At 67.2% G+C, this 14,994-nt stretch carries 18 protein-coding genes; 7 read left to right on the top strand and 11 right to left on the bottom strand.

What is annotated here, in order from left to right:
• Positions 1–348 precede the first annotated feature (348 nt).
• The 4 genes from CJ177_RS44040 to CJ177_RS47160 form a co-directional block, all read right to left on the bottom strand.
• Positions 349–633, bottom strand: a complete 285-nt coding sequence (locus CJ177_RS44040; RefSeq protein ID WP_095870886.1) for a DUF1905 domain-containing protein — start codon at positions 631–633, stop codon at positions 349–351.
• 39 nt (positions 634–672) lie between these two features.
• Complete coding sequence (locus tag CJ177_RS44035; protein ID WP_218835199.1) at positions 673–978, bottom strand: glyoxalase; 306 nt, start codon at positions 976–978, stop codon at positions 673–675.
• A 448-nt stretch (positions 979–1,426) separates the two neighbouring features.
• Positions 1,427–2,779 (bottom strand): APC family permease, encoded by a 1,353-nt coding sequence (locus CJ177_RS44030; protein WP_095870885.1) that lies wholly within the window; start codon positions 2,777–2,779, stop codon positions 1,427–1,429.
• 56 nt (positions 2,780–2,835) lie between these two features.
• A complete protein-coding gene (locus CJ177_RS47160; protein ID WP_218835198.1) occupies positions 2,836–3,234 on the bottom strand; it encodes a hypothetical protein in 399 nt (132 codons plus the stop codon).
• 214 nt (positions 3,235–3,448) lie between these two features.
• On the opposite strand from CJ177_RS47160, the gene CJ177_RS44020 reads away from it, so the two are divergent.
• The 6 genes from CJ177_RS44020 (at position 3,449) to phoU (ending at position 8,316) form a co-directional block, all read left to right on the top strand.
• The gene (locus tag CJ177_RS44020) at positions 3,449–4,924 is read left to right on the top strand and encodes a CYTH and CHAD domain-containing protein (RefSeq protein WP_095870884.1); all 1,476 of its coding nucleotides are present in this window, start codon (positions 3,449–3,451) and stop codon (positions 4,922–4,924) included.
• Between the two features lie 53 nt (positions 4,925–4,977).
• The gene (locus tag CJ177_RS44015) at positions 4,978–5,157 is read left to right on the top strand and encodes a hypothetical protein (RefSeq protein ID WP_095870883.1); all 180 of its coding nucleotides are present in this window, start codon (positions 4,978–4,980) and stop codon (positions 5,155–5,157) included.
• 408 nt (positions 5,158–5,565) lie between these two features.
• Positions 5,566–6,054 (top strand): hypothetical protein, encoded by a 489-nt coding sequence (locus CJ177_RS44005; RefSeq protein ID WP_095870882.1) that lies wholly within the window; start codon positions 5,566–5,568, stop codon positions 6,052–6,054.
• Positions 6,055–6,296: 242 nt separating this feature from the next.
• Entirely contained in the window at positions 6,297–6,638 is a 342-nt protein-coding gene (locus CJ177_RS44000; RefSeq protein WP_095870881.1) for a three-helix bundle dimerization domain-containing protein, read from the top strand.
• 453 nt (positions 6,639–7,091) lie between these two features.
• The gene (locus tag CJ177_RS43995) at positions 7,092–7,562 is read left to right on the top strand and encodes a hypothetical protein (RefSeq protein ID WP_373560088.1); all 471 of its coding nucleotides are present in this window, start codon (positions 7,092–7,094) and stop codon (positions 7,560–7,562) included.
• 106 nt (positions 7,563–7,668) lie between these two features.
• A complete protein-coding gene (gene phoU, locus CJ177_RS43990) occupies positions 7,669–8,316 on the top strand; it encodes a phosphate signaling complex protein PhoU (protein ID WP_095870993.1) in 648 nt (215 codons plus the stop codon).
• Positions 8,317–8,355: 39 nt separating this feature from the next.
• Here phoU and CJ177_RS43985 read toward each other — a convergent pair whose 3' ends face one another.
• Positions 8,356–8,697 (bottom strand): WhiB family transcriptional regulator, encoded by a 342-nt coding sequence (locus tag CJ177_RS43985; protein WP_257015019.1) that lies wholly within the window; start codon positions 8,695–8,697, stop codon positions 8,356–8,358.
• A 468-nt stretch (positions 8,698–9,165) separates the two neighbouring features.
• Positions 9,166–9,864: a DUF998 domain-containing protein gene (locus CJ177_RS43980; RefSeq protein WP_257015018.1), complete on the bottom strand. Its 699-nt coding sequence runs from the start codon at positions 9,862–9,864 to the stop codon at positions 9,166–9,168.
• A 585-nt stretch (positions 9,865–10,449) separates the two neighbouring features.
• On the opposite strand from CJ177_RS43980, the gene CJ177_RS43975 reads away from it, so the two are divergent.
• Complete coding sequence (locus CJ177_RS43975) at positions 10,450–10,800, top strand: hypothetical protein (protein ID WP_143548817.1); 351 nt, start codon at positions 10,450–10,452, stop codon at positions 10,798–10,800.
• 312 nt (positions 10,801–11,112) lie between these two features.
• Here CJ177_RS43975 and CJ177_RS43970 read toward each other — a convergent pair whose 3' ends face one another.
• The 5 genes from CJ177_RS43970 to CJ177_RS43945 form a co-directional block, all read right to left on the bottom strand.
• Positions 11,113–11,397 (bottom strand): hypothetical protein, encoded by a 285-nt coding sequence (locus CJ177_RS43970; protein ID WP_061043476.1) that lies wholly within the window; start codon positions 11,395–11,397, stop codon positions 11,113–11,115.
• Positions 11,398–12,243: 846 nt separating this feature from the next.
• Positions 12,244–12,597: a hypothetical protein gene (locus CJ177_RS43965; RefSeq protein WP_095870878.1), complete on the bottom strand. Its 354-nt coding sequence runs from the start codon at positions 12,595–12,597 to the stop codon at positions 12,244–12,246.
• A 396-nt stretch (positions 12,598–12,993) separates the two neighbouring features.
• Positions 12,994–13,707, bottom strand: coding sequence for a hypothetical protein (locus CJ177_RS43955; RefSeq protein WP_095870876.1), 714 nt, complete (start codon positions 13,705–13,707; stop codon positions 12,994–12,996).
• A 120-nt stretch (positions 13,708–13,827) separates the two neighbouring features.
• Positions 13,828–14,199: a hypothetical protein gene (locus tag CJ177_RS43950; protein WP_095870875.1), complete on the bottom strand. Its 372-nt coding sequence runs from the start codon at positions 14,197–14,199 to the stop codon at positions 13,828–13,830.
• Positions 14,200–14,335: 136 nt separating this feature from the next.
• Positions 14,336–14,941 (bottom strand): Clp protease N-terminal domain-containing protein, encoded by a 606-nt coding sequence (locus tag CJ177_RS43945; RefSeq protein WP_257015017.1) that lies wholly within the window; start codon positions 14,939–14,941, stop codon positions 14,336–14,338.
• Positions 14,942–14,994 lie beyond the last annotated feature (53 nt).

Here is a 14,994-nt window from a genome sequence, read left to right as displayed (position 1 = left end):
CGGGTCGGGGCCCTCGGCTGATGCGCGGACGCCGCCGAGCATCACGGCGGTGTCGTCGTTCTCGACTACCGCAACGGGAGCACCATCCACACCCAGGCGGTAGTAGCTCTTACTGGGAAGGTGAATGCGGGATCGTCACTGTGCGAGAGCAGGTGGTCGAGAAGTCGACCGGTCGACCCGCAGAGCGCGGACGTACGGCAGAAGATACCCGGTCGGGAGTCGGTTCGGTCAACCTGTGCACATTAGGCCCTGAGTAATCGGGGAACCGCGGCGCGACGGCCGCCGACTCGGGGTCACCTCCGATCACCATCACCGACCAGAAGGTATCCGGTCAAGGCTCTGGTGAGTTCAGTTCAGTCGTTCGGTGAGGTGGACCTCGACCTCGTCACCGTCGTTCTTGCCGATCGTCTTGCGGATGGCAGCAGCCACCGGCAGCTTGTGGGTGCCGTCTCCCAGCGCCATGAACGCTCCGGTGAACGGGTGCGCGTCGACGGTCCCGGCGACCTTGACCAGACCACGGGTACCGAAGATCCGTGCTGAGTCGGGTAGTTGCACACACGTCCAAGTGTCCCCGGGGCGGACCTTGCCCAGCCGAGCGGTGAAGGTGACGTCCAGGGGTCGGGGGTCTGCCATGCTCTGCTCCTTCGCGCTGCTGGCCGGGGGCTGGCGTGCTTAGCGAGGCTCGCTCTGGTCCGTCTCCTCAAAGTAGACCAGACCGTTAGCGTCGGGGCCGGTAAAGGACAACATCGCCGGCACCCCTTCCATCCGGACCAGCTCCTCATTGTGTAGCGTCACGCCAGCCTCACGGACCTTGTCGACGGCAGGTTGAGCATCGGAGATGCCCAACCGAATTACCACCGGGATCTCACGGTCGGGCGGTAGGAGCACCAGGGCGACATTCGAACCCCGGGGCACGACCTCGACCAGCCGTGCATCCGGCCACACCTCCACGTCGGTGCGGAGTTCGCAGCCCAGCACCCCGGTGTAGAACGTCAGCGCGGCATCGCTGGTCAGCGACCGGAACCGACACTCAACACTGTCGTCGTCCTCCCTCCGCCCCGAAACTCATCGCTTGAGCTGCGTGAGCCGGTCGTCCCGCAAGCCGAACGCTGACCGGCTCGTCCCGAAAGCCGGCCCCCTCACCGGAACTCGCTGACCAGCCCGAACCCGATAGCAGACGGTGGTGCTGGGCACTTCGAGGATGCTGGCGATCTGGGCGACAGTGTGTTCTCCGGCGTCATAGAGGCGTTGAGCGAGGTCGATCTGGTCCTGGGTGAGTTTCGGCGCCCCGGCAATGGGAAGGTCACCGGACGGGTAGCGGTTCAGCGGCTGGACGTCTCGAAGCCGAGAGCACCGGCCGGCGTCGATCGGCGCCGGCCGGTGCTGGGGTGGTGCAGGTGAACGCTGAGCTGGTCTGGGTCTGCGGTCACACCCGGCGGCGGGTGCGGATTCGATCCCAGATCAGCTCGAGGGCGACCGCCAGAGCCAGAACCGCCACCATCGCTGTGAACGTTTGCGGGGAGGTGCGCAGGGTCTGCACCGCGAAGACGACGAGCACGATCACGGTCGCCGCGATGCCGGTGACCAGGATCGCGGTGCGGGCCCGAATCTCTTTGCGCAGCCGGAAGGCGCCGATCGAGGTGACGAGGAAGATCGCCAACGCGACGACACTGCCCAGGGAGGCGATGGCGGTCAGGTCGACCAACAGGGCAAGGAGCAGGATCAGCATGGCCGAGATGGTCAGTCCCCGGGTTCCGCCGATGAGGGCTCGATGACCGAACACTGGTGGGAAGGTGCCGGTTTCGGCGAGTTTCGCGGTGGAGCCGACCGCCGCATAGATGTTGGCGTTGACCGACGACGAGGTGGCGAGCAGGGCGGCGAGGGCCATGATCGCGAAGCCGGCATCGCCGAGTGCGGGTTTGGCGGCGACCGCGAGGGCGGTGTCGCCGTGGGCGATGACCTCGTCGACCGGCAGGGTTCCGAAGACGCCGACGGCGATCAGGATGTAGAGGGTGACGGTGATGGCCAGCGACAGGTACATCGCGCGCGGCAGGTTGCGGTGCGGGTCGGGCAGATCCCCGCCGGTGAAGCTGACGACGGTGAACCCGAGATAGGCGAAGAAGGTCAGTGCCACGCTCGAAACGATGTCCACCGCCGGCGGGTAGGTGGACGGGGCGAGCAGGGCGGGATCGAGTTGGGCGAGGGTGACAGCGATGAAGACGGCGAAGACGGCGAGAAGGATCAGCACGATCACGGTCTGGACCCGGTCGATGAGCGTGGTGCCGGCGATGTTGACGGCGGCCACGAGCACGATCACGGCGGCGGTGAGGATTTTGCTCCACACGGTGGAGTCGTCGAAGAACAGTGCGGCACCGTAGTTGCCGAACGAGACGGCGACCATGGCGGTGACGATGAGGGCGGCGAAGTAGAGCAGCCACGAGGCGGTGGCGGTGATGTGTCCTCGGCCGTACGCCTGCAGCAGGAACGTCACGATGCCACCCGAGGACGGATACCGCGCACCGAGCTTGGCCACTGCGTACCCCTGCAAGGTGGCCACCACCCCCGCGAGCAGGAACGAGAGCCACACGGCCGCCCCGGCCACCGCCCCGGCCTCGCCGAGGAGCGCGAAGATCCCCGCCCCGACCATCGATCCGACCCCGAGGAATGCGGCACCGCGCACCGTCATCGACCGTGCGCCCGCCGAAACGTCTCCCGCAGCGGAAGGGTCCCCCGGTGCGCCGTCGCGGTCGCCGGGTGAGCCGGGGACGGTCTCGTCCATGTCTTCATGATGCCCCCGACGGCCGCCGCCGGTATCCGGTTCGGCTCGGGAAGCTATCACCAGCTCACCCGCACCGGGATACCGAACGCGTTGCGGGGTTCGAACCGTCGCAGCAGCAATCCCCTCGGTGTCCGATTCCCACCACGGCGGGCCGAAACCAGGGCACGACCGAACGGTCCGCGACCGCCTTCCATCAGGTCAAACAGGCCCAGGACACCCACATCCGGGACGTCGCGGGCACATCCCCGGCCCAGCAGATCGCCGACGCCAAGGCGCTGCTCGATTCGGAAACGATCACACCCCAGGAGTTCGAGACGCTCGAGGGCGCAGTCGTACCCCAGCGCCGGCGTCCGCCACCTCGTGGCGCACGGGTCAGACGCCTGCCGCAACGCCAGGAAGACGATGCAGCAGCTCTCCCCGGTCATGCGTCCGATGGTGTCGAGACGATGCGGCACGCGCCCTCCCGGAATGACGCTCCGGAGAGTTTGCGGGACAAAGACTTCCGCACCCTAAACGGTGATTCTCGCCGATCCGATCGCGCCCCGATGGGTGATGAATGGTGCGATCACCCCTTCCGGCATGGGCAGTGGTTGTGGGTGCACAACGGCGCACTGCGCGGGTTTCACGAGATCACGGTTAACCGCCGGGCCCGGCGGGCAATCTGGATCCATGAGCACGGCGCAGCAGGAACGGGAAGACAAGTACGACGTCGGCGCCGACTTCGCGGTCCCGGACCTGGACGACCTGGTCCCGCCGGGCGGTCGGCTCGAGGACGACACCGTCACCCTCGACAGCGAATACTTCGACACCACGGACCGGGACCTACTCCGCCAGCACGTCACGTTGCGGCGCCGATCCGGCGACACCGACGAAGGGTGGCAGCTCAAGGTCCCCGACCGCAAGGCGCGCACCGAAATCCGGGTGCCGCTTACCGCGGACGACTCGGTACCGGGCGAGCTGGCCACCCTGATCTCGGGGGTGGCCCTGGGCAAACCGGTGCACCCGGTGGCGACGATCTCGACAGTCCGGCGCCGCCGCCGGATGCTCGACCCGGATGGGAACCTGCTCACCGAGGTCGCCGACGACACGGTCCGGGCCACCGCGGCCGCCGCGGCGGCCGGGGACGGTGCGGTCGCCAGTGAGTGGCGCGAGGTGGAGGTCGAACTGGGCGAGACCGGCGACGGAAAACTACTCCGGAGCATCGGCAAACGGCTGACCCGGGACGACGCCCGCCCGTCCCGGTACCCGTCGAAACTGTCCCGAGCACTGAGCCCGAACGGTCCGGGCCCCGCCGACGACAACTCCGGCACAGAGATGGTCCGGAAGCTTTTGACCGCCTACCTCGACACCCAGGTGCAGGCGATCGTGGGCGGCGACGTGTGGCTGCGCCGCGGGTTGGACCCGGTCCATGCCACCCGGGTCGGCATCCGGCGGTTCCGCAGCACCCTGCGGGTGTTCAAGAAAATGCTGGACCCCGCCGCCCGGTCCCGGCTCGACGAGGAGCTGTCCTGGTATGCGGGGGTGCTCGGTGAGGTGCGGGATCGGCAGGTCCAGCGCGCCCGGTTCGCCGCCGCGGTCACCGACCTGCCCGAGGAGCTGGTGCTGGGTCCGGTCGCCGCCCGCATCGAGAATGATCTGCTCGCCGAGCAACTCCGGTACCGGGCCGAGGTGATGGAAACCGTCGACGGTGACCGGTACCGGGCGGTGCTCGCCGCGCTGGCGCGGTGGCGCACCGACCCGCCGCTGACCGAAGACGCCACCTCCGGTGCCCGGGTGCTGAAGAAGGCCGCCCGGAAGGCGCGCCGCAAGGCGGACAAGAGGTTGGCTGTCGCCCTCGACGACGGCGGCGACGTGGCCCTGCACCGCGCCCGTAAGGCTGCGAAGCGCGCCCGCTACGCCGCCGAGCTCACCCGCGGGCTGGTCGGGAAGAGGAAGGGCAAGAAGAGGATCGCCGAATACAAGACGGTTCAGAAGGTTCTCGGGGAGCACCAGGACAGCGTGGTCGCTCTCGGCACCCTCCGTACCCTCGGGGCCCGCGCCGGGTCCACCGGCGGCGAGAACGGGTTCACCTTCGGGCTGCTGTACGGGCTCGAGTTGCAGGCCGCCCGGCGTGCCCGCGAGGATGCAGCCCGGCTCACCACCTGACCCTTCGGGCACGGCGCGCACCGCCGGCGGACTCATGACACCCCGATCCACGGGTGGACACGGCATCGACGTGCACTCGGCCCGGCTTCTCCCGGCGGGCGGGCTGCTCGCACGTCTGCTCACCCACGTCCCGGCGGGAACTCGAGGAGCACGACGACTACACCGCCGCCTGGGCGGTGACCCAAATCCTGCCGACCGGCAACGGAGCCGATCGGCAACACCGGACACTGTAACCGGGTTCCTTCACCGCCGTGCTCGACCTACCGACCCACCACGCCGCCTTGTTCCGCGGTGGCCTGTGGGCGCGAACGTTGGCAGTCACCCTCGCGGCCGCATCGATCGTCGTCAACTTCCTCTGGCTGCCCACTACCCGGCGTGGGCGATCGCGATCATCGCGATCGACACGGCGATGATCTGGGCGGTCATGACTGCGATCCCTCGCTCGGCCCGGCACTGACACACGCGATCGACGCTACTCGACGCCGGTACTTTCGACGATCTTCGGTCGTGAACGCGGTGGGGGCAGGGGTGAGATGCGCGCGCCCAGACGGCACGCGAAGATGTGGGGTGGGCCACCGGAAACCTCTTGTCCCCTAGCTGATCCACCACCGAGGAACGGTGCGTGGTGCGATGATGGGGGTATGCGCCGCCATCGTTGGCCGGCTCTCGCGCCACCGGCAGATCGGGGGCTTCGTGTGCACCCCCCGACGCCGATCGTTGCCGAGAAGGACCTGGAACTGGAACTGTCCGCGGTCACCGCGTTCACGTCGGGGCTGCTGCTGCAACTGGCGATGCGGGTCACCGGGATCCGCGCCGACTTCGCCCGCTACGAAACCCGTCCCCTGACCGACCCGAACGACTGGTCGGCGCGGTGGTCCGATCTGAGCGTGCAGGTCCGCGCCGACGATCTCGACGGGCCCGCCGACGCCCTCCACCGAAGCGAAGCGCCCACCGGGGAATCCGGGCCCTACCGGGCGACGCCGTCGTACTGGATCGGCGCTTACCCCCGGACCGGGACGCTGACCGTCACCACCAGCTGGACCGAGATCGGACTCCACCGGACCTCGATCATCGTCGCTCTCGGCCCCAGCCCCTTTTCTACCGCGTCCGAATCCGGTGCGGGACGGTAACAGCCACCGACGCACACCCTCCGCCGCCTCACCCGGCGCAACGATGGCCGCGGGTGTTTGGTCCCGAACACCAGCCGCATTCGACACTGCCGGTGTTCGACAGGCGGTGCCGGAACCAGGACGCGACGCGGTCGCCAATATCAGACTTGCATCGAGGATGCCGTATCCACCACGCCGAACACAGTGAAAAGTGATATCGAAAAGTGTCCCCGCCCGAGCGCCCGGGCAGGACAATTCTTCTCATGGACGACAACGAAAAACACGCCCTCGATGTCGTCCGCGCCCGGCTGGTCCAGCGCTACCCCGATCTCGAACCCGAGATAGTCGAGGATCTGATCGCGGCCGCGCTTGATCGGTTCGACGGCTGCCGCGTCCGGGACTTCGTTCCCCTGCTGATCGAGCGGGCCACCACCCGCACACTCGACGCCACGTACCGCCGGGCACCGGCGCCCCCGCAACCGATCCGCACCTCGGAACTTCCCGCCACCGCACACGCCGAACCGGCGGCACCGGCAGTGATCAGCAGCCGGAGAGTGCGCAGTGTGCGGGGTGCCTTCGCCCGTCGCTCACCCCGCCTGTCCTAACCTGTTCCATGAGGGGACAAGGCACAGGAGCGGGAACCGGTGTCGGCGGCCGTTCACCGCACCCGGGCGGGTGGGATCCTATCCGTCGACAACACCGAAGGCTCTGAAACCGCAGGATCGGGAATGCGAAGCCCCCGCCCGCCATCTGGGGTCGGACGCCGAGAAGCTCACCCCAGAGCTCACCGCCACCATCACGCAGCAGCGGTGATCTGTCGCCGGGGATTCCTCGCGCTCTACTCGAAGTCATCGTGCCGGTGACCACACAACACATCCCAGTCCGCACAACAAACAAATCCAGGACGACCAACCGAACCAGCTGGCCCAATTCCCAGTCACCCGGCGAAGATCGTCACCCAGCCCCCTCCAGCCGGAATCCGGGTTCTCCCCCGAACGGAGCACGCGGCGGCGGACAATCGTCGTACCGACACATCGAAGCTTCGGGGAGGACCGGCCATGTCCGATCGCAGCGTGGGGGAGGGCCCAGCGTCCGAGTACCCCTCGACCAAACAGAGTTTCGCGGCCGGCACGTCGATGTTCGCGGCCATCATCATGGTCACCGTCGGCTTCATCCAGTTCTGCCAGGGCATCGCCGCGGTCGCCGACGACGACGTGTTCGTCCGCGGGATCGACTACGTCTACAAGTTCGACCTCACCACCTGGGGCTGGATCCACCTCGTCCTCGGCGCCCTCGTCGCGATCGTCGGCCTCGCCCTGTTCACCGGCGCCGGGTGGGCGAGGGTGTCAGCCATCATCGTCGCCGCGCTCTCGATCCTGGCGAACTTCCTGTGGCTGCCCTACTACCCGGCGTGGTCACTGCTGATCATCGCCCTCGACGTCGTCGTCATCTGGGCTGTCTCGACGTGGAACCCGGATCAGGATCTGAGAGACGGGAACTTCCGCAGTACGGGCACTCCCACACGGTAATTCCGGTCGGCATCACGGTCGGACCGGACCCGTCATCGACGAGCGATCTTCCGTGCGGATCGCCCAGCAGGTCGACAGCCGCTGCGGATACCCCAGGATGACGCCGATGCGGATCAAGTTCCACGAAGAGCTCGACGACCTGACCGATCGGCTGGCGCTGATGTGCCACCTGGCCGGTGAAGCCATCGAGTCGGCCACCGACGCCCTGGTCCGGGCCGATCTTCCGCTGGCCGAGCGGGTCTTCGACCTCACCGAGCAGATCGAGCGGTTACACGGTCCGTGCGAGGAGCAGGCGATGGCGTTGCTGGCGTTGCAGGCCCCTGTGGCCCGAGACCTGCGTCAGGTCGTCACCGGGGTGCATCTGGTGTCGGATCTGAGCCGAATGGGGGGCCTGGCGCAGCATGTCGCCGAGAGTGTGCGCCGCCGGCACCCGAACCACGTCACCTCCGGGGAGACGGAAGAAATCCTGAACCGGATGGGACGGGTGGCGACCGCGCTGGCCGGCCTCGCCGAACAGGTCCTGCGCACGCATGATCCCGAGCTGGCCGCCGAACTCGGCAGACGCGACGACGAACTCGACGACCTGCACCGGCAACTGCTCACCCTGCTCGAGGACCCGGCCTGGCCCGGCAGCATCCCGGCCGCGGTCGATGTCACCTTGCTGGGGCGTTTCTACGAACGTTTCGGTGACCACACCGTCGTGGTCGGGCGCCGGGTGATCTTCCTCGTCACCGGCGAACCCCTGAGCCCGTAGACCGGCGCACTCGGGTCGCCAGCGTGGACCGCGACGGGCCTACTGCAGGCTTTCGGCGCGCCGCTGCTGGCGGGCGTATCTGCGTCGCTCGGTCTCGCTCATCCCGCCCCAGGTGCCATACGGTTCGGGAGCGGACAGGGCGTAGTCGCGGCAGGGCGTGAGCGCCGGGCAGCTCGCGCAGAGCCGCTTCGCTTCGGCTTCCCGGCGGGCGCGGTCGAGTCCGCGTTCCTTGTCGGGGGAGAAGAAGATCGTCGCGTCGACGCCCCGGCATGCTGCCCGGGCACCCCACTCGGCGACGAGGGGACCATGGGGGTCGGTGCGCCGGGGGTCCCGATCATCGGGGTGCACGGTCGGTGGAACAGGGCACGGTAGCGATGCCATGGGGAAGGGGGCCTCCGGACGGACAGCCCGGGGAACCGGCGCAGGGTGTGGCGATCCTGGACTCGTTCCGCCGGGGGCGAAGAATTACCAGGGCTGCTCTCTCAACCTGCAGCTCCGATGATAGGAGCCCTCCGAATTTCCGTGCCGATCGGGGGTCGCCCCTGGGTTCATCCTGATCACCAGCACACCCAGCGTGCGGCTCGGTGACCCGCCGCGGGTGTGACGGGTCTGTGCCCGTTCCCGGCGCTACCTCGAATTCGAGTGGCGGCCAGCAACGATGTCGCGGTGAGCAGCACGGACGGATCTGCCGTGAGCGGGCTTCTCTACCGCGGTAAATGAACCCATTTCACGGTCCGCGGGTACGGATTCTGACCCACGGGTTTGGTAGGCAAATGGCGTCGAAAACCTGTGTCGAGAAGTCATGTCGAAAAACCTCTACAAAAGGCATTTTCGACACATGCTAATCGGCTACGCGCGTGTCTCGGCCGAGTCCACGCCACTGGCTCGTGGCTGCCATTCGATCGAGCACCGAGGTGCCGTAACCGCGGACCTTCTCGGCCGTGAGGTGGCGGTGCGCGGGTGGAAAGTGCGCAGCGAGAACTCGACGTTGCGGAACACCGTGCGGCGTGCCAGCCCCATCAGTACCGCCATGCCGGTCACGGCCATCCACATCGGCAACGGGTAGAGAGCGAGACGCTCCCCCAGGCCGAAATGCAGCGCCTGACCCAGCATGAGGCCGGCGCCGACCAGGCCCACGAGTGCGCACAGCGCGGACCACAGGGCGACCAGCCGCTTCTCGTGCCACATATGCCACGCGATCAGCACGAGCACCACGTGGCGCGCCACGAAGCCCGGCAACACGGCCGACCAGTGGATGATCGTTCCATCGTTCGCCGGAAACAGTCCGGTGGCAGCGGTGCTGACCGCGATGATCACGGCAAGGGAGAGTATCCACTTCTTTTCCCGGCCACTTCGTATGTGCCGATGAAGAAACAGTGCACCGAGGAGGGTGAGCACCCCGAGCGCGACGAACGTCGAATTCATGAGGTCGTGCAACGGTGAGCAGGATCCGACTTCGCAGGTCGTCACGCCCAGGGAGCTGATCGAGTCCTGCGCGAAGCTGTAAGGCGTGCTCCACGCCGCCGCGGTGAACACCTCCGCCAACAAGTAGGCGAACGAAAGTACCCAGGCCGTGCCAGCAGTTGCGTGGCGAAGATTATCTGTTCTCGGTGACGTTCCGGCGCGGTGCGGATAACTGATATTGGATTCTCTCTGTCGAACCAGATGTGTCGAGTGAAGCCGGAAATCGCCGACCCGGATGATCTGCGTGACCCTACGACCCGAACCTGAGAATGCTGTCCGAAATATCTGCATGGTCAGCCTCCACTGTGTATCAGGTCGTACTTGCCGGGGATCGGGCTCTGCGCCCGGCGTCGTCGGTACATTGGTGGTGATTCAGAAGCACTGGCGCGCAATCACTTCAAAGTTTCGGTTGACATATCTCCGTTATCGGCGGTTTCTTCGGCGAGGTGGCCGGGGTCCTTCGGTGCCCCCGGCCCCGCACACCGGCGGACACGACCAGCACAAGCAAACGCAGACCTCCTCGTCCTTCGGACGGAATACCCGACCGGCTCTTTCGGAAACGGCGATTGATCGGGTGCTTGAGGGAGACCTCCTCACAAGGACATGGACCGACTGTGAGGCAGTCGAATTGATGCGGCACGCACGTCCTACCACTTACCATCGAATTCCATGGGAGTCGCAGCCGTGGCACGAGCGCTCGGCCGCCTCCAGTACCGACTCGCGCGTGTCCCCTTCCAACTGTTCGACGACACGGTGATGCCGGCGCTCTTCGACGACGCGGGCCCGGCCCGGCTGGCGTACGAGTGGGTGCTGATCGAGTGTGACGAGGCCGCGGCGGTTCTGTTCGACGACCAGTCCGCGGCTGCCCACGCACAGATGCTGCGGCAGCGCGGTGCCGCTGTGCGATACGCCAGTGCCCGCCGGCATCGGCAGCTCCTCCGCGATACGGAGGCCACCCTCGAGCGGCACCGCGCTCGTTTCCTCGCGCGGCACCGGAAGCACGCCACAGACACCGATTAGTGTTTCCGGCGCCGTCGACGAGTCGTGCAGGCTCGTGTGCACAGCCGAGACGAAAGGAAACCCCGCGGTCAACTCACAGGCCAGTGCCCCGTCACGTTTCACCGCGAGGTTCTGAAAGTATCCTGCTTCCTGCAGGAATCCGAGTCGGCAACTCGCCTCCCGCCGCTCAGCTTCGCACCAGGCGTTCAGGCGTGCTCACTGTTGCGTTGCACAACACAACGCCGCCTCGGCGAAGTTGGGCGCGGCGCTCATCGGCGGGGACCTTCTTCGCCATTTGCCGAGCGTAAATGCTCGGCGGCCGGGGCCGAGGGCTTATCCCACGATGATCAGCAGCCCGACGGACGCGACCGCGATCACGGAGGCGATGACACAGATCGCCCACGCCCGTATCGCGACCCGGTGCCAGTCCCGCTCGCGGCGCGCCGTCCGGGCGGTGAGCACCCCCGTCGGCGAGGGTGATGCGGCAGTGTCGGCTCGGTCCGACACCCGCGCGTGAGAACGTCGAGATACCGCATCCGCGGTCACCGCCGCGGCGAACGACGCAGCAATCGCGCACAGCGTGGCCACCAGGACCTCGACCATCCAGAACATATTCATTCGGGCAACTCGAACTTCCGTGTTTCTCGGGCGCCCACCGCAGTTGGCGATCGGAAACCCCATCGGTCCCCCGCCCTGTCGTGTATCGCCGGCGGGGCTCACTATGTTGCGCCGATCGGTCCACGAATTTTCTTCTACATTCTGATCAGTCGTCCCACACCCGTCCCACCATCGGCGCGCAGGCAGTCGGCCTCGCGCAGGGTGCCCTCGACGCCGCACTCGCCTACACCATGCGAGCCGCGTTTAGGGCCTGGTGTCCGGGTTGAGCGGCACGGCATCGGTCGCCCTCGTCCTCCCCCTCATTCTCGGGCTGTTGCTGGGGCCGGTTTCTGCTTGTCGTCGCCCTTGCTAGCCCTCCTCGGTGCCGGACTCGCCGGGGTTGGCCGTGCAGTCGCACGGCCGGGCCGACCAACACAGAAATGTGGGGTCCGGCGCAGTCTCACACGGCGTTCACCAAGGCGGCCCCGGGGCACGGCCCGTGGTTGGTTGTTCCACCTGCCAGGGTCGATCTACCCGGTTCCCTGGGTGCCGGGGTCGGTGGTCAGGTCGTCGGTGTCGGCGAAGACCAGACGCCCATCGTCGAGGGCGACCGCCCACCGGTGCACCGGAGCCCAGGCGTGCCCACGCTCCTCGGATAAGGGTCGGCTGGGGCCAACTCGAGCCGACACGGTGGGGCCAGGTCGAGTTGACAGAGCCAGCCCCTATTGGGCCAGGCCGAACGAGGCTATAGCCCCGGCTCCCTCATCGTCACGCTCGCCGTCGCGGCGATCTGGTCGGTCTTCCAATGACGCGTGACGTCCTCGACGAGGGATCGCGAACGCGAGCGGTTCGCCTGACTCCGCCCTACTAGGAGCTCTTGAAGAGAGAGTTCTTCGTCGAGGAAGCCGGCACGACCTCCAGCCGCTGTAGCTCTGCACCGGCACCGGTGACGTCACCGTCAGCTTGGTCGAGTATTTGCAGGCCTTTCTCAACTGCGCGCCAGTCCGCTGACAGATCGAAATATCCCAGGAGATCAACGACCTCGGCGACCCACCGTTTCGCGCCGCGTCTGTCACGTCGCAGCTGGGCGTAGTAGGTCACCATGGCGTCGCTCACCGACTTCTTGCGCTGCCCCCACTTCTCGCCCTTCCGGGCCGCCTCAGTGGCCAGTTGCCACAGCTGTGCAACGTCGACGTGCCGATCCAGCACCGGTTCCCTCACACCTGGCACAGTAGCGATCCAACAGGACAGGTGATAGCGACCCTGCTGCATGTAGCCGATCGGCTTATGGGACGAGCGCCGATTGCTGCCGGTTCGGACTGAAGTTCGACGTTTCGCTTGCTCCAGTCGAGGGTTCGGCAACGCCCCGGCCCCATAGGAGGGTTTCAGCGGCCTCGGCCGCGGTGCACGCTCTGGTGTCGCTGGGCGGCCGGTGCGGCTGCTTTGCGTGGCGCTCGGCGGTCGCTGCCGCGACTGGGGGAGCGTTTCGGTGCGGTCAGCGGTGTCTGCGCCGCGGCGACGACGGTGGAGTCGAAGGCGTCCGCTTTGGCGAGGTCCTCGTCGGCCTCGGTGCGATCGTCGGCCGCGGTGCCGCGTAGTTGAGCTTCGAGTTGGTCGTCATCGTCCGTAGTAGGCGAACGCGGACAGTTCCGTCCACAGGTTCGCCACCGGTTCCTCGATGTCGTCGGCGTCGTTGTCGTGCCAGGCCATCGCTTGTTGCGCGATGGACGCCAGCACGTCGCTGCGGTCGATGTCGGGTTCGGCGTTGAGATGATCGGCGAGTGCATCGGTGGCGTCGGCGCCGGCAAGCTCGTTCCTTGCCCGCTGCTCGAGCATCGTGGCGGTGGGGTCGAGCAGCCCGGGGAATCGGCGACCGAGTTGTGCGTCGAAGTCGTTGTCGATCTGGCCGAGCATTTCGGCGGCCTCGGCACGGTGGCGGGGGTCGTCCGGGTCGGTGTTGAGCAACCATTCGCCGGCGAGCATTTTGCGTTCTTCGCGCACACGGTTGTCGGCGTCGTCGAGGGCCCAGACGGCGTATCCGCTGGGGGAGCGGGCGTTGTCCCAGTCGAGTTCGGCGAGGGTATTCGAGAGCATCGCGGGATCCGCTCCGGCGTCGACGAGTTCCCGGAATCGGTCTTCGACTTTCGGCCACCGGGCATTGTTGAGGATCGAGTCCGGGACCCTGCCCTGCAGTCGGTCGGTGAGTGGAGTATCGGGGCCGTAGGGCACGGCCCAACCCTCGTGTGCGGCGAGCGCATCGTCGGAGAGTCCGGCCATGAAGTCGGCCCATTCGCGGTCCGCGGATTCCAAAACCTCCGGAAGCGGATACACCCTCGCCCCCTGACACGATCCGCGACGGAACTTTGCGAGTCGAACGCGTGCAATCCTCCAGTCCTCCAACTTGTCGAGAATCCAACGATTTCCGTCACACGCCTCAGTCCCCGGGGGCTGTTACCGCGGCGGGCGGGTTGTCGAGTGTCCGGGCGGGTGGGTAGCGCTGCGGCGCTCTCGAAAACGTGCCCGATGGTGCATCATCACGGCGTCGGATTCGGTGTGGAGGCTACTGGGATGGCGGGTTATCGCATCGTGGAAGGCTGCGCTGCGTCCACGGAGGAAGACGGCACGGACCACCGCCGTGTCGTCGGCGAGGAGGTACGCCGCGGCGCCGTCGCAGCCGAGGAGGAATCTCCCGTACGCTCGCCGCACTGGTGCCTGCTCGTCGAAGATCACCGGCAGCACCACGTCGTCGACCAGGTGGAACGGGAAACGAACGAGCCGGTAGGTGGCCCGTAGCAGCGCTTGCGCCGCGGCGCCCAGTCCCATGGCCTGATCGTAACCGCCGGCACGGGCTGTGGTGACGCGTTACCGGGCAGGTCCCGACACGGCCTCACCGCAGTGGGGATGGTGCCGAGGACGGGTAGCGGCGTCTTGTCGCCCGGTGTCACCCGAGGCAGAGGCCCTATTCGGTACTCGCGCCGCCGGCACGTGCCGCGTCAAGGATCCGCTCCCGCATCCACACGTCGATGCGTTGGCCGGCCTTGGCGGCCGCGGCCACGCACAACTCATGTTCTGCGTCGGTCAACCTGACGTTGGTGACCTGTGTCGGCCCCAACCCCAGCTCTGCGGTGAGCCGATGCTCGGTGACCTGGCGGAGGATGTGCTGCCGCAGTTGGTCGAAGTCCACCGGGAGGACCTCGCCGAGCAACCGGGCGCCGGTGGATTCGCCGTCGTCGATGAGGGCGAGGAGGATCTGTTCGGTGCCGATGCGCTCATGGCCGAGCAGCGAAGTTTCGTGCAGGCTCTGTTCGAGGACCTGTTTGGCGTGCCGGGTGAACGGGAGGTGCCCGGATCGGGCCTGCTCGCCCTGACCGGTGGTGAGTCGGCCGTCGATGACGGCCGCCGACACGCCGAACGCTTCCAGCGATCGCGCCGCTGCCCCGTCACGTTCGCGGATCAGGCCCAGCAGGATGTGCTCGGTTCCGAGATAGTCGTGGTGGTGGGCCCGGGCCGCTTCGGACGCCAGGACGACGGAGCGCCGTGCTTGGTCGGTAAACCTCTCGAACACCGTTGCTCCCATCGGATTAGCCGCTGCAAGCGGTCCCGTTGTGGACACCAACT

Origin of the sequence: Rhodococcus sp. ACPA1 (assembly GCF_002300195.1) — a bacterium.
Taxonomy (GTDB): Bacteria; Actinomycetota; Actinomycetes; order Mycobacteriales; family Mycobacteriaceae; genus Rhodococcus_F; species Rhodococcus_F opacus.
Note: the sequence above shows the minus strand (reverse complement) of the source record. Positions and strands in the feature narration are given on the sequence as shown.